The sequence below is a fragment of the Jiangella muralis genome, assembly GCF_001270745.1.
GTDB lineage: Bacteria > Actinomycetota > Actinomycetes > Jiangellales > Jiangellaceae > Jiangella > Jiangella muralis.
Genome location: NZ_KQ434753.1, coordinates 244,465 through 261,922, shown reverse-complemented (window position 1 = coordinate 261,922; position 17,458 = coordinate 244,465). Strand labels below are relative to the sequence as shown.

Sequence of the window (17,458 nt, the reverse complement as noted above, 5' to 3'; positions counted from 1 at the left end):
AATGAGAGTGGCCGTGGTGACCGGCGGCGGCGCCGGCATCGGCCGGGCCGTCGTCGAGCGGCTGGCCGGCGACGGTGAGCTGGTGGTGGCGCTCGACCGCGACGCCGCCGCGCTGGACCGGCTGGCCGCCGACACCGCGCACCTCGACGGCCAGGTGCGGACGATGCCGCTGGACGTGGCCGACGACGGCGCCGTCGAGCGGTGCGCCGCGGAGCTGACGGCGGAGCACGGCAGCATCGACACCCTGGTGTGCGCCGCCGGCATCCAGCGCTACGGCACCGTCGAAGAGACCAGCATGGAACTGTTCGACGAGGTCATCGCCGTGAACGTGCGCGGTGTCTTCGCGGTCTGCCACCACCTGATGCCGCTGCTGCGCTCCGGTGGCGGCGGTGCCGTCGTGGTCGTGGCGTCGGTGCAGTCGTACCAGTCGCAGACCCGGGTCGCGGCGTACGCGGCGTCGAAGGGCGCGCTGGTGGCGCTGGTCCGGTCGATGGCGCTGGACCACGCGGCCGACGGCGTGCGCGTCAACGCCGTCCTGCCCGGCTCGGTCGACACCCCGATGCTGCGCTGGGCCGCCGGCCTGCACGCCGAGGGCCGCCCGGCCGACGACCTCGTCGCCGAGTGGGGCCGGTCGCACCCGCTGGGCCGGGTCGCGCGTCCGTCCGAGGTCGCCGACGCGGTCGCCTACCTGGCCGGCCCGCAGGCGAGCTTCGTCACCGGCACCGACCTCGTGGTCGACGGCGGCCTGCGGGCCGGCCTGCCGGTGGCGCTGCCCGAGCACGCGAAGGAGAACTGAGTTCGTGAAGATCGTCGACGTGCGCGCCACCACCGTGACGGTGCCCCTGCAGGCGCCGCTGCGGCACAGCAACGGCGCGCACTGGGGCCGGTTCGTCCGCACCATCGTCGAGGTCGAGGCCGACAACGGCCTGGTCGGCCTGGGCGAGATGGGCGGCGGCGGCCAGAGTGCCGAGGAGGCCGTGCGCGGCCTGCGCGACTACCTCGTCGGCCACGACCCGGCCCGCACCGAGACGCTGCGGTTCATGCTGGCCAACCCGACGGCCAGCCTCTACAACAACCGCACCCAGCTGCTCGCGGCCGTCGAGTTCGCCTGCCTGGACCTGCAGGGCCGGCACCTCGGCGTGCCGGTGCACGACCTGCTCGGCGGCCGGGTCCGCGACCACGTCGAGTTCGCCAGCTACCTGTTCTTCCGCTACCAGGCGGCCGACGGCAGCGGCGAGGTCCGCACGCCGGAGCAGGTGGTCGCGCACGCCCGCGAGCTGAAGGAGCGGCACGGGTTCACCGTGCACAAGCTCAAGGGCGGCGTCTTCCCGCCCGACTACGAGCTGGAGTGTTACCGGGCACTGGCCGAGGCGTTCCCCGGCGACCGGCTGCGCCACGACCCCAACGGCGCGTGGTCGCCGGAGGACTCGATCCGGTTCGCCGCGGGCATCGAGGGCCTGCGCAACGACTACCTCGAGGATCCGACGTGGGGCATGAACGGCCTGCGCCGGGTGCGCGAGCGCACGTCGATCCCGATCGCCACCAACACCGTCGTGGTGAACTTCGAGCAGCTGGCCGCGAACGTCCGCGACCCCGCCGTCGACGTCGTCCTGCTCGACACCACCTTCTGGGGCGGCATCCGCCCGTGCGTGAAGGCGGCCGGGGTGTGCGAGACGTTCCAACTCGGCGTCGCGGTGCACTCGTCCGGTGAGCTGGGCATCCAGCTGGCCACCATGCTGCACCTGGGCGCCGTCGTGCCGAACCTGTCGTTCGCGGCCGACGCCCACTACCACCACCTGACCGATGACGTCATCGCCGGCGGCCCGTTCCGGTACCGCGACGGCGGCATCGACGTGCCCGCCGGGCCCGGGCTGGGCGTCGACCTGGACCGCGACAAGGTCGCCGAGTACGCCGAGCTCTACCGCGAGCTGGGCGGCTACCCGTACGACCGCGATCCCGGCCGGCCCGGCTGGTACCCCCTGCTGCCCAATACCGACTGGGCCGACCCGGCAGCGGCCGGTCCCGTCGATCTCGGAGGACGCTGAACCGATGCGACTCATCCCCACCGTCGAAGATTTCGTCTCCGACCCGATCACGCAGCGCTACGACGACATGGTCAACCCGCCCGGCCTGACGAACTTCCTCGGCGCGGCGCAGGCCGACCACGACATCACGGCCGTGCGCAGCGTCAACTTCGCGCCGATCTCGCACGGCGACACCGTCACCGGTTCGCTGTGGGTCGACGGCCGGCTGTTCCGGTCCTACGGCGAGCCGGTGACGATTCAGTGGCGGCCCGACCGCGTCGTCCGGTCCGCGCGGCTGGGCGACCTCGCCCTCGAGTCGACGACGGTGACCCCGCCGGGCGTCGACGGCGTGGTCGTCGACATCGCCGTGACGAACACGTCCGGCGACGAGCGGAAGGTCCGGCTGGCCCTGTCGGTCGCGTCGACGGTGACCCAGGCCGGGCCGTGGCGCGTGCCGGAGCCGCCGTCGGAGCCGAACACACTGGCCCCGGTGCCCGGCCGGACCGCCCTGCTGGGCCGGGCCGCGACCACCGCCGCGGTGAGCGTGCAGGGCCTGGACACGGACGGCGCGCGGGCCGGCGACCGGTCGCTGGAGGTGGATGTCACGCTGGCGCCGGGCGAGCGGTACCGGTTCGGCTACGTGCACGTGATCGGCGTCGACGTCGAGGGCGTGCTGGCCACGTACGACACCGTCGTCGCCGACGTGCCCGGCCAGGTCGCCGCCGCCCGCGAGCTCTGGGACGACACCCTGCGGGCCGCGTTCACGCCCGGGAACGACCAGTTCAGCGGGCACGTGCCGTCGCTGGAGACGTCGAACGACGCGCTGCGCCGGCTGTACTGGTGGGGCGTCATGGGCGTCATCTGGTTCCGCCGCGACAGCCCGGCCAGCCACCTCGACCGCGTCTACGACACGGTGATGCCGCGGTACTGGCAGGCCACCACGTTCATCTGGGACTTCAGCCTCAGCTCGATGATCCACGCGCTGCTGGACCCGGTGCCGATGCGCCAGCAGATCGAGCACTGGATCGCGCTGGACATCCACCGGCACTTCGGCACCGAGTGGCAGACCGGCGGGCCGGCCGGCTACTGGTACTCCGTCAACGACTACGCGATGATCCGGCTGGTCCGCGACTACGTGCGGTGGAACGGCGAGCCCGGCTTCCTGGACGTCGAGCTGGCCGCGCACGACGGGCCCGCGCAGCCGGTCGCGGCGCACGTCGCCGACTGGGCGACGGCCTGGGAGGGGTTCCGCAAGGAGCACGCGCTGGCCGACTACGGCGACATCGACAACCTGCTCGAGTGCGTCAGCTCGTACGTGCACGAGGTGGCCAGCCTCAACGCCGCCAACGTGTGGTGCATGCGGGCCGCCGCCGACGTCGCGGCGCTGCGCGGCGACGACGGTCTGGCCGACGACCTGCGGAAGAAGGCCGACGCGCTGCTGCCGCACGTCGGCGAGCTGTACGTCGAGGGCCAGGGGTTCTGGCACGCGCGGCAGCCGGACGGGCGGATGCTGCCGGTGCGGCACTGCTACGACTTCACCACCGTCGGCATGACCATCGCCGCCGACCTGCCCGAACGGCGGCGCGAGGAGATGGTCGAGTACTTCGTCCGCGAGCTGCAGACGCCGTCCTGGATGCGGGCGCTGTCGCCGTACGACGACGACGCCGCGTTCAGCGTCCGCCCGGACCACCAGTGGAACGGCGCCTACCCGGCCTGGCCGGCCGACGCCGCGCGGTCGCTGATCGAGCTGGGCCGTCCCGACGTCGCCGCCTCGTGGCTTCCCGGGCTGGCGCGGACGGCGAACCAGGGCCCGCCCGGTCAGGCGCACTTCGTCGAGGAGGCGGCCGAGCCGCTGAACGGTGGCGCGGTGAAGTCGCCGCCGCAGTTCCCCTACCTCATCGACTGGGCCTGCTCGTCGGCCGGCTCGTGGTCCGCGCTGGTGATCGAGGGGTTCTTCGGGGTCCGCCCGGACGTCGACGGGTCGCTGACGGTGTCGTCGCGGCTGGCCGCGGTCGACCCGGACGCGAAGCTGCGCGGCCTGCGCGCCGGCGGCAAGCTGGTCGACGTCGACGCGGACGGCGTCACGGATTCACAGGGCACGCACAGCTCCGGCGTGGGCTGAGCACAGGATCGGCGCCGAAGGTCAGGAGGACGTGCACCAGCCGGTGCGCGTCCGTCCACCACGGGGAGGATCCATGCCCGACAGTACGACTGACACCCGCGACCGCCTGCGGCGCTGGCGCACGCCGATCGTGTCCGCCGCTGTCGCCGGCGGGCTGCTGCTCGGCGGCTACGGGATCGCCGCGGCCGCCGACTCCGGCTCGTCCACGCCGGACGGCGGCGAGAGCGCACCGTCCGCGCCGGAGTCCACGGCACCCGACCAGGGCCGGCCGGACCAGGCCCGGCCGGACCAGGCCCAGCCGGGCCAGCCCGGCGAGGGCCATGGCGGGGCCGGCTGCGACGAGGCGCCGGCCGAGTCGTCCGCGACGACCTGACCGGAAGGGCGGAGCCGACCCGGCGGCTCCGCCCCTCACAGGAACTTCACAGGGTCGTCTCAGCAGACCCTCAACCACGGCCCTTAGACCGGAGGCATGACAGAGACGCTGCCGCCCCGCATCCTCGTCGTCGACGACGAGCCGAACCTGGCCGAACTGCTCACCGCCGCTCTCCGCTACGAGGGCTGGGCGACGACGACGGCGCTGACCGGCCAGGACGCGATCCGGTCCGCCATCGACGAGGCGCCGGACGCCGTCGTGCTGGACGTCATGCTGCCCGACGTCGACGGGCTCGGCGTGCTACGGCGGATCCGGGCGCACCGTCCCGGCGTGCCGGTGCTGTTCCTCACCGCACGCGACGCCGTCGAGGACCGGGTGGCCGGGCTCACCGCCGGCGGCGACGACTACGTGACCAAGCCGTTCAGTCTGGAGGAGCTGGTGGCCCGGCTGCGCGGCCTGCTCCGCCGGGCCGGGGCGGCGCACCCCACGGAGGTGTCCGTGCTGGCCGTCGGCGATCTGGTGATGGACGAGGACGCGCACGAGGTGCAGCGGGCCGGCGAACCGATCAGGCTCACCGCGACCGAGTTCGAACTGCTGCGCTTCCTCATGCGCAACCCGCGCCGGGTGCTGTCCAAGGCGCAGATCCTGGACCGCGTCTGGCAGTACGACTTCGGCGGTCAGGAGAACATCGTCGAGCTGTACGTCTCGTACCTGCGGCGCAAGATCGACAAGGACCGCGAGCCGATGATCCACACCGTCCGCGGCGTCGGCTACCTGATCAAACCCGCCGCCGAGGCGCGGCCGTGACCAGGCACCCGCTGCGCCGGCGGCTGGTCTGGATCGTCGTCGCGCTGGTGTTCGGCGTCACCGCGGCGCTGGCCGTCGTCTCGGCGGTGGCGCTGCGCTCGACGCTGTCCGAGCAGCTGGACGAGCAGGTCCGGCTGGCCTCGGAACGGGCCGCGACGACGCCGCAGCCGGGGCCGCCGGCCTCCGGCGGGCACGACGGCCCGCCGGGCGGCTCGTACCTGCCGCTCGGCCAGGCGGCCGGCACCGTCGGCGTCTACTACGACGACGGCGAGGTGGTCGACGCCGGGTACGTCGACGACGCCGGGAAGTTCCAGCCCCTGGACGCCGAGCAGCTGGCCGCGTTGCAGGAGCTGCCGCTGGACGGCCACGTCCGCACCGTCGAGCTGCCCGGGCTCGGCAGCTACCGGGCCGTGGCCGCGCAGACGCCGCGCGGCGACGCCGTCGTGACCGCGCTCAGCTCCGACGGCGTCTCGGGCACCGTCGGCTCGTACGTGACGGTCGAGGTCGCGCTGGCCGGGGCCGGCGTCGTGCTGGCCGGTGCCGCGGCGACGGTGCTGGTGCGGCGGGCGCTGCGGCCGCTGGACCGGGTCGCGGTCACCGCCCGCCAGGTGTCGGAGCTGCCGCTGGACAGCGGCGCCGTCGGGCACATCCCGCGGGTGCCGCCGGCGCTGGCCGCCGAGCGCGGCGAGGTGGGCGCGGTCGGCGCCGCGTTCAACCGGATGATCGCGCACGTCGAGACCGCGTTGTCGGCCCGGCACGAGTCCGAGCAGCAGGTCCGCCGGTTCGTCGCCGACGCCAGCCACGAGCTGCGCACCCCGCTGGCCTCCATCCGCGGCTACGCCGAGCTGGTGCGCCGCTCGCCGGACGACGTCCCGCCCGCCGCGACGCACGCCATCGGCCGGGTCGAGTCCGAGGCGCGCCGGATGACCGGACTGGTCGACGACCTGCTGCTGCTCGCTCGCCTGGACGCCGGCCGGCCGCTGGAGCGGGCGCCGGTGGACCTCGCGAGCCTCGCCGTCGACGCCATCGCCGACGTGCACGCCGCCGGGCCGGACCACGCCTGGCGGCTCGACCTCGGCGCCCGCCCGGCGCCGCTGCTCGTCGACGGCGACGACGCCCGGCTGCGGCAGGTGCTGGCCAACCTGCTGGGCAACGCCCGCGTGCACACGCCGGCCGGGACGACGGTGACGCTGTCCGGCCGCCGCCGCGGCCACCACGTCGTGCTGAGCGTCGCCGACGACGGCCCGGGCATCGCGCCGGACCAGCGGCCCGGCCTGTTCCAGCGGTTCAGCCGCGGCGACACCGCCCGCACCCGCACCGGCGGCTCGACCGGGCTGGGCCTGGCCATCGCCGAGGCGATCGTGCACGCGCACGGCGGGACGATCACCGTCACCGGCCCGACGGCGAGCGCGACCGGCGCCACGTTCACCGTCCGGCTGCCGGCACTCACAGCAGCCGCACAGGCGCGGCACAGCCCGGCCCGAGCCGGGTCCCCGACCGTGGCGGTATGACCACCGTGATCAGTCGTTGCAGCGGTCCAGCAGCACGTATTCGCCCGCGCCGGTGACGGTGACCGTCCCGGCGCCCGCGCCGCTGAGCACCACCTGCCGGGTCTCGACGCCGCCGATCGTCGCCGTGTCGTCGGAGCCCGGCGCCGGGACCTGCGCGAACGACTCGTCGCCGAGGTGCTCGGCCCACGCGCCGACGGCGTCGGCGGTGCTCTGGCCGCCGGTGCCGCGGACGACCGCGACGAATCCGCCGGTCGTGCACGTCGGCCGGACGGCCGGCGCGAGCAGCTCGTAGCCGTCGAGCAGCCGATGCTCCTCGCCGGACGGGGTGAACGGCGCGCCGATCGGGTCGCCCGGCCCGGGCAGGTCGTCCGGGACCGGCGGCGGCGTGACCGGCGACTCGCCCGACGGTGTGGGCGCCGCGGCCTCCATGCCCGGCAGCGGCGACGACGGGCTGTCGTGGGCCTCGGTGACGCGGACGAACGACAGGTACGGGTCGGGGCGCTCGCTGACCAGCAGGTTCAGGTCGAGCCGGGTGCCGTCCGGGCCGAACGCGTGCGTCTCGCACTCCAGCGCCAGCGGGCCGTCGGGGAGGTCGTCGCTGCCCAGCGGCCAGCGCTCGCCCGTGGCGTCCGGGTAGGTGACGTCGGCGACCTGGCAGGCGGCCGGTTCGGCGTCGTCGTCCGGGTGGTAGGTCAGCGGCTCCAGGCCGGCGGCGCGCACCTGGTCGACGAGGTCGCCGAACGCCGCGACCGGGTCGCCGTCGACCAGCAGCAGCGCCTCCGTCCCACCGGCGTGCGGGAACGGGGCACCGAGCAGGACGGTGCCCGGCGGCACGGTGAGGTCTGCGGTGATCGGGCTGCCCGGCGGCTCGCCGGCCGGGGTCGCTGCGCTGCCGCCGTCACCGTCACCACAGGCGACGACGAGCAGGGCGCTGAGCAGGACGGCGACACGACGCATGCCGCCGACCCTGCCACAACCGGCGGGATTGAGAGGCTCAACGCCATGCCGGCTAGGACGTGCCTGCCATCAGCCGGCGGGCGAGAGGCTCAGCGACATGCCGGCGAGGCCACGCTGACGGTGCGACAGCCGCTTCGCCACCTGGCGCAGCGTGATCGACGCCGGGAGATCCGGCTCGTCCAGCACCAGCGGCGTGCCGGTGTCGCCGCCCTCGCGCAGCCGGGTGTCGATGGGGATCTCGCCGAGCAGCGGCACCGCGGCGCCGAGCCGCTTCGACAGGCCGTCTGCCACGCGCTGCCCGCCGCCGCTGCCGAACAGCTCGAGGCGGTGCTCCGGGCCGCAGTGCGGGCACGGCAGGAACGACATGTTCTCGATGACGCCGGCCACCTGCTGGTGCGTCTGCATGGCGATGGAGCCGGCCCGCTCGGCAACCTCGGCGGCGGCCAGCTGCGGCGTCGTGACGACCACGATCTCGGCGTTGGGCAGCAGCTGCGCCAGCGAGATGGCGACGTCGCCGGTACCGGGCGGGAGGTCGAGCAGCAGGATGTCGAGGTCGCCCCAGTAGACGTCGGTGAGGAACTGCTGCAGCGCGCGGTGCAGCATGGGCCCGCGCCAGGCGACCGGGATGTCGCGGTCGGGCTTGAACATCTCCGTCGAGATCAGCTTCACGCCGTGCGCCGGTACCGGCATGATCATCCGCTCGACCACCGTCGGCTGCGACCCCTCGACGCCGAACATGCGCGGGATCGAGTGGCCGTAGATGTCGGCGTCGACCAGCCCCACCCTGACGCCGTCGGCGGCCATGGCGGCGGCGAGGTTCGCCGTGACCGACGACTTGCCGACGCCGCCCTTGCCGGACGCGACCGCATAGATGCGGGTGAGCGAATCGGGCTTGGTGAACGGGATCTCCCGCTCCGGCGCGCCGCCGCGCAGCTGCTGGGACAGCTCCTTGCGCTGCTCGGCCGACATGACGTCGAGCACCACCTCGACCGACGTGCTGCCCTGCAGCGCCATGACCGCCGCGGTGACGTCGCGGATGATGGTGTCGCGCAGCGGGCAGCCGGACACCGTCAGGTACACCGCGACGGTGACACGGCCGTCGGCCGCGACGTCCACCGACTTCACCATGTTCAGCTCGGTGATCGGCCGTTTGATCTCCGGGTCCTTGACCCCCGCCAGGGCCGCGGTGACGTCGTCGACGGTGGGGAGCGCACTCATGGTGTCGATGCTACGTCCGCCGCGCTTCTGCGCCGTCGGGCGGGCACCGGCGTCTAGGATCTGGACACCATGACGGCCAGCAAGGACACCGATCAGTGGGTCACACCTGAGCAGCTCGAGGTGTGGAGGCTGTTCATCCGCGCCCAGTCCCGGGTCATGCGGCGCCTCGAGGCCGACTTACTCGCCAGCCACGACCTCCCGCTCGCCTGGTACGACGTGCTGGTGCGCCTGCTGGAGGCCGACGGCCGGCGGCTGCGGATGAGCGAGCTCGCCGAGCGTGTCATGCTCTCGCCCAGCGGCCTGACCCGCCTCGTCGACCGCATGGTCGACGAGGGCCTGCTCGAACGCGCCCAGGCCGAACGCGACGGCCGCGGCTTCTACGCGGTGCTGACGGACGTGGGGTACGAGCGGCTGCGCGAGGCCACCGGCACCCACCTCCGCGGCGTCCATGACTACGTCGTCGGCCGCTTCGACGACGTGGAACTGGCGACGCTGTCGCAGCTGCTCCGCCGCATCGGGCCCTGACCGCCGGCGTCCTGTCCGGGTCCGCCACCTCCACCGCGGGTGGCGGACCCAGCCGGTCAGGACAGGACGGGCGACCAGGCGCCGGTCGCCAGGGCCACCCCGACGGCGACGGCGGTCAGCAGGGCCGACGCGGCCACCAGGGCGGCGTCCGCCCGTCCGAACACCGGCCGCCGCGCGCACGTGCGGTGCGCCGACGCCGCGAAGCCGCGGGCGTCCATCGCGACGGCCAGGTGCGTCCCCCGCCGCACCGCGCCCACCAGCAGCGCGAACAGCCGTCCGCCGAGCACCGTCAGCGCCCGCAGCGGGTTCCGGTCGCCGCCGAGTCCGCGGGCGCGCCGGGCCCGGCCCAGCACCTCCCACTCGGCCGCCAGCAGCGGCGCCAGCCGGAACGCGGCCAGCGACCCGTAGGCGAACCGGGCCGGCACGCGCACGTACCGGACCAGCGAGTCGGCGAGGTCGACCGGGTCGATGGTCAGCACCGCCAGCACGCCGGGCAGCGCGATGGCCGCCACCCGCAGGCCGGCCGTCGCGCCGGTGGCCAGGCTCTCCGACGTGACCAGCAGCGGGCCGGCCTCCAGCAGCGTCGCGCCGCCCTTGCGTGCGGTGAACACGGCGTTGCCGAGGCTCACCATGACGACCGCAAGAGCGAGCGGCCACAGCCGCCGCAGCAGCCCGGACCAGCCGACACCCCACGCCGGCACGGAGACCAGCCAGGCGGTGAGCAGCAGCCCGGCCGACACCGGGTCGACGCTGACCAGCAGCAGCATCGACGGGATCAGCGCGGCCGCCAGCTTCGCGACCGGATTCCGGCGAGCCAGCGGCGCGGCCGGGTCGGTGGAGAGGTGCGTCTGCAGCAGCGTCACGACCGCACCTCCACGACGTCGCGCAGCGCGCCACCGGACACCGTCACCCGCGCGTCGGCCAGCGCCCCCGCGAACGCCTCGTCGTGCGTCACCGCCACGATCGCCGTCCCGCCCACCCGCAACCCCACGAACAGCTCGAGCAGCTCCGCCCACGTCCGCGCGTCCTGCCCGAACGTCGGCTCGTCCAGCACCAGCAGGTCCGGCGCGGTCGTCAGCATCGCCGCGACCGACAGCCGCCGTTTCTCGCCGCCGGACAGCGTGAACGGGTTCGCGCCGGCCAGCCGGGTCAGCCGCAGCCGGTCCAGCAGCTCGTCCGCCCGCCGGTCCGCCGCGTCGGCCGGTACGCCGGCCCGCCGCGGCCCGACCAGCAGCTCGTCGCGGGCGGTGCGGGTGATGAACTGGTGCTCCGGGTCCTGGAACACCGTCCCGACGCGGCGGCACAGGTCGCGGGCCCGCCACCGGTGCAGCGGCCGCTCCGACCCGCTGAGCAGCACCGACCCGGTGTCCGGCGGTAGTAGCCCGGCCAGCAGCATCGCCAGCGTCGACTTGCCGCTGCCGTTCGGTCCGGTGACGGCGACCGCGGTGCCGCGCCGCACGGACAGCGACGCCGACGACAGCGCCGGCCGCCGGGTGCTCGGGTAGGTCAGGGTGAGGTCGCGCGCCGTCAGCACGACGTCGCCGCCCGGGCCGGGGCGGAACGGGGGAGCGGCCGGTCCCCATGGCGCCGGCACCCACACGCCGGCCGCGGCGAGCGCGGCGCCGCGCCGCCCGAACACCTCGTCCGGCGGGCCGTCGTCGAGCACCCCGGCACCCGGCTCCAGCACGACCACCCGGTCGACCAGTCCGGCCGCGGCGTCGACCCGGTGCTCGACCAGCAGCAGCGTCGTCCCGGCGCCGGCCAGGGCGGCGTCGACGGCGGACAGCACCGTCGCCGTCCCGTCCGGGTCGAGGTTGGCGGTCGGCTCGTCCAGCACCAGCACCGACGGGCGGCGGACCAGCGCGCCGGCCAGCGCCAGCCGCTGCTGCTCGCCGCCGGACAGCGCCGCCGTCGGCCGGTCGCGTCCGTGCCGGAAGCCGACCCGGGCGAGCGCCTCGTCCACCCGCGGCCAGATCTCGTCCGCCGGCACCCCGGCGTTCTCCAGCCCGAACGCGACGTCGTCGCCGGAGCGCGACATCACCAGCGACGCCTCCGGGTCCTGCAGCAGCATGCCGACGCGGTCCCGCGCGGCCGCCGCCGGCGCGCCGTCGACCTGCACCGACCCTTCGACCTCCGCCGCCGTCTCCGGGTCCAGCAGCCCGGCGACCGCGCGCAGCAGCGTCGACTTGCCCGCACCCGACGGCCCGACCAGCAGCACCCGCTCACCGGCAGCGACGTCCAGGTCGACGTCGCGGCAGGCCCACGCCTTGCGGCCCGCGTACCGCCAGCCGAAGCCGCGGATCCGGACCGCGGCGCCGCCGTCGGACACCGTCATCAGATCTCGCCCTGCGACCGCCCGGCGGCGAACGGCGCCAGCGCGCCGGTCCGTGCCAGCGCCCGCATCAGCAGCCACGCGAGCCCGCCCGCGACCACTCCGGCCGCGATGGCGCACCCCACGTAGATGACCTTCCAGTCGGCGGAGTAGGTGGGGACGTACGCGACGATCTCGTACAGCCCCATCGCCAGGCCCGCGCCGCCACCGGCCAGCAGCGCCGCACCGGCCCCCCAGCGGCGGTACGCCAGCAACGCCAGCAGGACCTCGGCCCCGAGCCCCTGCCACATGCCGGACAGGAAGACCGACAGCCCCCACGCCGAGCCGAAGAACATCGACACCACGGCCGCCAGCGCCTCCGTGTACAGGGCCGCGCCCGGTCGGCGCACCACCAGCGCGCCGAGGACGGCCGGCACCAGCCAGACGCCGGACGCCAGCGGTGCGATCGGCATCGAGCCCAGCGGCGCGTTGATCACCGAGTACAGCAGGTTGTTCCAGATGGCGAAGACCACCCCGAACACGACACCGATGACGGACGCGACGACGATGTCGACGGTGCGCCAGCGGTGCCGTCGCACCTGGATGGTTCCCGGCTCGCTCATCGGACAGCTCCTCTCGTACGGATACGACGAGGGGCCTCGAAGACGTGCTACAGCGCGCCGCCACGGGGACCATCCCGTGGGACGCGCTGCTGCGGTCGATGTGTCGACTTCCTGCGCCGGCATTACCCGGATCAGGTTCGAGGGTCTGCGGGCTCGTCCCGCACTCTCAGCGCTGCAGCGCTCCCCTGTCGTGGGTATTCAGTTGTCTCGTGAACGAGATTACACCCTTTCGTCACACCCGCGTTGATCAGGGGGAACGTCCGGGAACGGGTAGCCGTGCCGCCTTGATCAGGTCACGTTTCGGTGACGGCGCGGCCGGAGCGTGGGTATGCTCCATCAGGCGCTCCATCCGGAGCCGCCTCGTGCTCGACACCGAGCCGACCCTTGAACCGAAGAGGTCAGCCGCTCATGCAACTGGTCGTTCGCCGACTGGCTGCAGCCGGTTCCGCCGCGCTCGTGACCATCGCCTTGACGGCGTGTGCATCCGGGCCGGAGCACTCGGCGGTCTCGCCGTTGGCGCAGCTCAGTGTCGAGGAGGGCCTCACCGAGGCGCCCAACGGCATCGACGAGCTGGCGGCCACGGAGGTGCTGGAGCAGTCCCTGGCGGCCATGCGCGCCACCGGCTCCTACCGCGTCACCGGCACCACGGTCAGCGGCAACACCATCAACATCGCCTTCAAGGACGGCGTCGGCTCGACCGGCACTGTCGGCGCCGAGAACCCGGTCCAGCTGGTCGCCACGCCCGGCGCCGTCTACGTGACCGGCGACGCGTCGCTGGCCGAGGTCGTGGGCGCCGACGTCGGCACCACGCTGGCCGGCAAGTGGCTGCTCATCTCGCCCGAGGCGGCGGCCGGCTTCGCCATCTTCTCCGACGGGTCCACGTTCGCGGCCGCGGTGCTCGGCGCCGACGCCCCTGACGGGCTCACCGCCGTCCGCGAGGTCGACGGCCAGCCGGCGGTCGGCCTGCTGTTCCCGGAGACCGGCGGCACGCTGTGGGTCGCCGCCACCGGCGAGCCGCTGCCGCTGCGGCTGGAGGAGAAGGGCGCGTCGGCCGGTGCCGGCGTCATCTCCTTCACCGACTACGGGACGGAGGTCGCGGTCACCCCGCCGGCCGAGGACGCCGTGGTCGACCTCACCAAGATCCCGGTGCCCACCGCGCCCGCCACCCAGGCGCCGTGACGAGGTTGCTTCACCGGCTCGCCGGGCCGATGGGTTAATCTTCCCCCGTGGAACTCGTGGGTGCGGTTGCCGTGGGTCTGACCAAGTGGTTCGGTCGCGTCGATCCCGACGGCCTGTCGCACCTGCCCATCCAGGGGCCGGCCATCGTCGCCGTCAACCACACCACCATCGCCGACGTGCCGCCGGTTCTCTCCACGCTCTACCGGGCCGGGCTGCGGCCCAGCGTCCCGTGCCACCGCGACGGCTGCGGCGTCACCCACGGTCACGTCCGCTTCATGGCGTCGTCGCTGGTGTTCGAGAACCCGTTCATCGGCCCGCTGGCGCGGCAGGCCGGCATGATCGAGGTCGGCGGCCGGCAGGCGGGCGCCGCCGCGCTGAAGGCCGCGTACGACGCGCTGGCCCGCGGCGAGGTGGTCGGCATCTACCCCGAGGGCGACGTCTCGGCCACGCCCGATGGCTCGCCGCGGCGGTTCCGCTTCGGCGTGGGCCGGCTCGCGGCCGACGCGAAGGCGCCGGTCATCCCGGTGGCCCACCACGACGCCCGGCGCATCGGTTCCGGGTCCATCGCGCGCAGCCTCGGCGGCGCGCTCACGTCCATCGTCCGCCGTCCCACCATCAAGCTGCGCGTCGGCAAGCCGATCCTGCCCGACGAGTTCACCGGGCTGCCGCTGCGCGACGTCGTCGAGGTCATCCAGGACCGCGTCACCGACGTCTGGCGTTCCGTGTCGGGCGAGTCGCTGCCGCGGCTCGACCTGGACCAGCAGGAAAAGCCGTTGTGAACCCGGCGGCGTCGTTGCACTGTAGAGGCGGGTCCGCGCGCGCGGGCACCGCCAGCGATTGGTCCAGTTTTTGCCGTTACGTTCCTTGTCGAGCGCGTAGGCCACACTAGAGTCAGAGCGGCGAGCCCTGACCCGGGGCTCGGGAAGGAGGCGTGTGCCGTGAACACACTCGTGCTGAACGCCTCCTACGAGCCGCTGGCCGTCGTGTCGGTGCGCCGGGCCATCATCCTCATCCTCACCGAGAAGGCCGTCGTCGAGCACGCCGACACCGAGAAGCTCATCCGCTCGGCCACCCGCGAGCTGCCGACACCGCTGGTCGTGCGCCTGCTCCGGTTCGTCCGCGTGCCGTACCGCCGCAAGGTGCCGTGGTCACGCGGCGGAGTGCTGGAACGCGACGCCCGGCGCTGCGCCTACTGCGCCGGCCGGGCCAACTCCATCGACCACATCGTGCCCACGTCTCGCGGCGGTGCCCAGCGCAGCTGGCTGAACACCGTCGCGGCGTGCGTGTCGTGCAATCAGCGCAAGGCCGACCGTACCCCGTCCGAGGCGGGCATGTCGCTGCTGATCGAGCCGTTCGAGCCGAAGGCGCACCGCGCACTGGTGCTGGCGCTCGGCGTCACCGTGGCCGCGGAGCTGCCCGACTGGCTCATCGCCTCCACCGCGTAGGGGCACTCCGCCCGGTTCGCCCCGCTCAGCAGCGACGTTCCGGCAATGTGTGCGCGAATGAGCCGTGCGTTGATCGTCCGCGCGGGTACTGTCGCCCCCTAGGAGGTGTGTCATGGTGAGTCCCATTCCCGGTCTTCCCACCGGCATCGTCGTCGGCACGTATGACGATTACCCCGCGGCACAGAAGGCGGTCGACTACCTGGCCGACCAGAAGTTCCCCGTCGAGAACCTTGCCATCGTCGGCAGCGACCTCCGCCAGGTCGAGCGCGTCACCGGGCGGTTGTCGTGGGGCAAGGCGGCCCTCGGCGGCCTGGCCACCGGCGCCTGGCTGGGCCTGTTCGTCGGCCTCCTCCTCGGCCTGTTCACCGACGAGGGCTGGCTGGCGATCATCCTGCTCAGCGTGCTGTGGGGCGCCATCTTCATGATGATCTTCGGGCTGGTCGGCTACGCGCTGACCGGCGGGCGCCGCGACTTCACGTCCCAGAGCGTCACCGTGGCCGGCCGCTACGAGGTGTTCTGCCAGCACCAGCACGCCGAGGAGGCGCGCAACCAGCTCGCCCGGCTCTCGCTGCAGACCGGCACCGGGACCGTTTCCTAGAGCCAGTCGCGACGCTTGAAATTGACGTACAGCATCCAGCACAGCGCCGCCATCAGCAGCATCACCCCGGGGTAGCCGAACCGCCAGTGCAGCTCGGGCATGTGGCGGAAGTTCATGCCGTAGATGCCGGCGATCGCCGTGGGCACCGCGACGATCGCCGCCCACGACGTGATCTTGCGCATGTCGTTGTTCTGCGCCACCGACAGCTGCGCCAGGTTCGCCTGCAGCATCGAGCCGATGATCTCGTCGTAGCCGCCCAGCTGGGTGTGCAGCCGGTCGACGTGGTCGCCGACGCCGCGGAAGTAGGTCTGCACCTTCGGCGGGACCAGTTCCGGCGCCCGCTGCGTCAGCGACCGCACCGGCAGCCCGAGCGGCGCGATGGCCCGCTGCAGCTTCAGCAGCTCCCGCTTGGCGTGGTAGATCCGCCCCGCCTGGTTGCCGCTGACCTCGTCGAACACGGCCGCCTCGATCTCACTGAGGTCGGCCTCGAACGCCTCCGCCACCTCGACGTACTCGTCGACGGTGGAGTCGGCGGCCACATACAGGGCGGCGGCCGGGCCGTGGCCGAGCAGCTTCGGCCGGCTCTCCAACTGCTCCGCGATGGCCTGGACGGTGTCCGGGTCGCCCTCGCTGACGCTGACGACGACGTCCGGCCCGGCCAGCATCGTCAGCCGGCCCGCGTCGCGCACCCCGCCGCCGTCGTACCGGACCCGGCGCAGCACCAGGTAGACCAGCCCGTCGTAGTGGCCGATCTTGGTGCCCTGCCGTGGGTCCAGCGCGTCCTCGACGGCCAGCGGGTGCAGGCCGAAGTCGGCCGCGATGCCGCGCAGGTCGTCCTCACCCGGCTCGTGCAGCCGGATCCAGACGAACCCCTGCCGCTGACGTGTCTGCGCGACGGCGTCGTCGTAGTCCTGGCCGGTCTGCCGCCGGCCGTCGCGGTAGAACGCCCACTCCGTCACCGTCACGATTCCTCCTCGCCGAGCCGATCCCCAGCGCTAGCGTTACCAGCATGGCGACGATCCGGCAGCCGGACCCGCAGACTCACCGTCCCGAGATCTGGCTGGTCCGGCACGGCCAGACCGAGTGGAGCCGCGACGGCAAGCACACCAGCACCACCGACCTGCCGCTGACGCCGGAGGGCGAGCGGGCCGCCCGGTCGCTGGCGGACCGGCTCGACGGCGCCGTGTTCGACCTGGTGCTGTCCAGCCCCCGGCAGCGGGCCCACGTGACGGCCGAGCTGGCCGGCTTCCCGGACCCGGAGCTCGACGACGATCTGCGAGAGTGGGACTACGGCGAGTACGAGGGCATCACCACGCCGCAGATCCGCGCGACCGACCCGGACTGGTCGCTCTGGACCGACGGCGCGCCCGGTGGCGAACGCCCGGCCGACGTCGAGGCCCGGGTCGACCGCCTGATCGCCCGGCTGCGGTCGGTCGAGGGGGAGCGCGTCCTGGTGTTCGCGCACGGCCACGTCCTGCGGGTGGTCGGCGCACGGTGGAGCGGCTGGCCGGTCGCGGCGGGCGCCCACCTGCGCCTCGACACCGCGACGGTGTCCGTCCTCGGGTGGGAGCGCGAGACGCCGGCGATCGGCCGCTGGAACGCCCCCTGATTGGTCCTGCGGTTCACGCGGGTTCGCCGTCGTGCTCGCCGCGTTCGCCGCTTTGCGGCAGTAGGTGTCCCCCTGCTGCCGTCCCCACCGACCCCTGGCCGTGCGCGGCCACCGATGGTTGGCGGATTACTGGCGCCCTGGGCCCACCAAACTGCC

Annotated in this window: 18 protein-coding genes and 1 riboswitch; of the genes, 12 read left to right on the top strand and 6 right to left on the bottom strand. The window is 73.8% G+C overall.

Going from position 1 to position 17,458, the window contains the following annotated elements; genetic code table 11:
• The first annotated feature begins 1 nt into the window (after window position 1).
• From ACW62_RS06905 to ACW62_RS06880, 6 genes are all read left to right on the top strand, one after another.
• The gene (locus ACW62_RS06905) at window positions 2–796 is read left to right on the top strand and encodes an SDR family NAD(P)-dependent oxidoreductase (protein WP_053203342.1); all 795 of its coding nucleotides are present in this window, start codon (window positions 2–4) and stop codon (window positions 794–796) included.
• A 4-nt stretch (window positions 797–800) separates the two neighbouring features.
• Entirely contained in the window at window positions 801–2,045 is a 1,245-nt protein-coding gene (locus tag ACW62_RS06900) for an enolase C-terminal domain-like protein (RefSeq protein ID WP_053203341.1), read from the top strand.
• Between the two features lie 4 nt (window positions 2,046–2,049).
• Complete coding sequence (locus tag ACW62_RS06895; RefSeq protein ID WP_053203340.1) at window positions 2,050–4,146, top strand: glucosidase family protein; 2,097 nt, start codon at window positions 2,050–2,052, stop codon at window positions 4,144–4,146.
• Window positions 4,147–4,219: 73 nt separating this feature from the next.
• Window positions 4,220–4,519, top strand: coding sequence for a hypothetical protein (locus ACW62_RS06890; RefSeq protein WP_053203339.1), 300 nt, complete (start codon window positions 4,220–4,222; stop codon window positions 4,517–4,519).
• A 96-nt stretch (window positions 4,520–4,615) separates the two neighbouring features.
• Complete coding sequence (locus ACW62_RS06885) at window positions 4,616–5,326, top strand: response regulator transcription factor (RefSeq protein WP_053203338.1); 711 nt, start codon at window positions 4,616–4,618, stop codon at window positions 5,324–5,326.
• Window positions 5,323–6,837 (top strand): sensor histidine kinase, encoded by a 1,515-nt coding sequence (locus tag ACW62_RS06880; protein WP_053203337.1) that lies wholly within the window; start codon window positions 5,323–5,325, stop codon window positions 6,835–6,837. Before ACW62_RS06885 ends, ACW62_RS06880 begins: the two co-directional genes overlap by 4 nt.
• 9 nt (window positions 6,838–6,846) lie before the next feature.
• Here the strand turns inward: ACW62_RS06880 and ACW62_RS06875 are convergent, their stop codons facing one another.
• Window positions 6,847–7,794, bottom strand: a complete 948-nt coding sequence (locus ACW62_RS06875) for a hypothetical protein (RefSeq protein WP_053203336.1) — start codon at window positions 7,792–7,794, stop codon at window positions 6,847–6,849.
• Window positions 7,795–7,863: 69 nt separating this feature from the next.
• A complete protein-coding gene (locus ACW62_RS06870; RefSeq protein WP_053203335.1) occupies window positions 7,864–9,012 on the bottom strand; it encodes an Mrp/NBP35 family ATP-binding protein in 1,149 nt (382 codons plus the stop codon).
• Between the two features lie 69 nt (window positions 9,013–9,081).
• On the opposite strand from ACW62_RS06870, the gene ACW62_RS06865 reads away from it, so the two are divergent.
• Window positions 9,082–9,537 carry a MarR family winged helix-turn-helix transcriptional regulator gene (locus tag ACW62_RS06865; protein ID WP_053203334.1) on the top strand — a complete coding sequence of 152 codons (456 nt, stop codon included), beginning with the start codon at window positions 9,082–9,084 and terminating at the stop codon, window positions 9,535–9,537.
• A gap of 56 nt (window positions 9,538–9,593) precedes the next feature.
• Here the strand turns inward: ACW62_RS06865 and ACW62_RS06860 are convergent, their stop codons facing one another.
• Genes ACW62_RS06860 through ACW62_RS06850 form a run of 3 tightly spaced genes read right to left on the bottom strand, consistent with a single transcriptional unit; the run spans window position 9,594 to window position 12,471 of the window.
• On the bottom strand, window positions 9,594–10,394 hold the full coding sequence (locus tag ACW62_RS06860) for an energy-coupling factor transporter transmembrane component T family protein (protein ID WP_420843556.1): 801 nt from the start codon (window positions 10,392–10,394) through the stop codon (window positions 9,594–9,596).
• 2 nt (window positions 10,395–10,396) lie between these two features.
• Window positions 10,397–11,872 (bottom strand): ABC transporter ATP-binding protein, encoded by a 1,476-nt coding sequence (locus tag ACW62_RS06855; RefSeq protein WP_053203333.1) that lies wholly within the window; start codon window positions 11,870–11,872, stop codon window positions 10,397–10,399.
• Window positions 11,872–12,471, bottom strand: coding sequence for an ECF transporter S component (locus ACW62_RS06850; RefSeq protein ID WP_053203332.1), 600 nt, complete (start codon window positions 12,469–12,471; stop codon window positions 11,872–11,874). Before ACW62_RS06850 ends, ACW62_RS06855 begins: the two co-directional genes overlap by 1 nt.
• A 91-nt stretch (window positions 12,472–12,562) precedes the next feature.
• Window positions 12,563–12,668, bottom strand: a riboswitch (TPP riboswitch).
• Between the two features lie 316 nt (window positions 12,669–12,984).
• Between ACW62_RS06850 and ACW62_RS06845 the strand changes: the two genes are divergently transcribed.
• The 4 genes from ACW62_RS06845 (at window position 12,985) to ACW62_RS06830 (ending at window position 15,693) form a co-directional block, all read left to right on the top strand.
• Window positions 12,985–13,650 (top strand): hypothetical protein, encoded by a 666-nt coding sequence (locus ACW62_RS06845; protein WP_169792004.1) that lies wholly within the window; start codon window positions 12,985–12,987, stop codon window positions 13,648–13,650.
• A 71-nt stretch (window positions 13,651–13,721) separates the two neighbouring features.
• Window positions 13,722–14,429 (top strand): lysophospholipid acyltransferase family protein, encoded by a 708-nt coding sequence (locus tag ACW62_RS06840; RefSeq protein ID WP_053203330.1) that lies wholly within the window; start codon window positions 13,722–13,724, stop codon window positions 14,427–14,429.
• A 159-nt stretch (window positions 14,430–14,588) separates the two neighbouring features.
• Entirely contained in the window at window positions 14,589–15,095 is a 507-nt protein-coding gene (locus ACW62_RS06835) for an HNH endonuclease (RefSeq protein WP_053203329.1), read from the top strand.
• 112 nt (window positions 15,096–15,207) lie between these two features.
• Window positions 15,208–15,693, top strand: a complete 486-nt coding sequence (locus ACW62_RS06830; RefSeq protein WP_053203328.1) for a YflT domain-containing protein — start codon at window positions 15,208–15,210, stop codon at window positions 15,691–15,693.
• Here ACW62_RS06830 and ACW62_RS06825 read toward each other — a convergent pair.
• Window positions 15,690–16,658 (bottom strand): magnesium and cobalt transport protein CorA, encoded by a 969-nt coding sequence (locus ACW62_RS06825; protein WP_053203327.1) that lies wholly within the window; start codon window positions 16,656–16,658, stop codon window positions 15,690–15,692. The genes ACW62_RS06830 and ACW62_RS06825 overlap by 4 nt on opposite strands.
• 44 nt (window positions 16,659–16,702) lie before the next feature.
• Here ACW62_RS06825 and ACW62_RS06820 point away from each other — a divergent pair, with 44 nt between their 5' ends.
• Window positions 16,703–17,302, top strand: coding sequence for a histidine phosphatase family protein (locus ACW62_RS06820; RefSeq protein WP_053203326.1), 600 nt, complete (start codon window positions 16,703–16,705; stop codon window positions 17,300–17,302).
• Window positions 17,303–17,458: the final 156 nt, after the last annotated feature.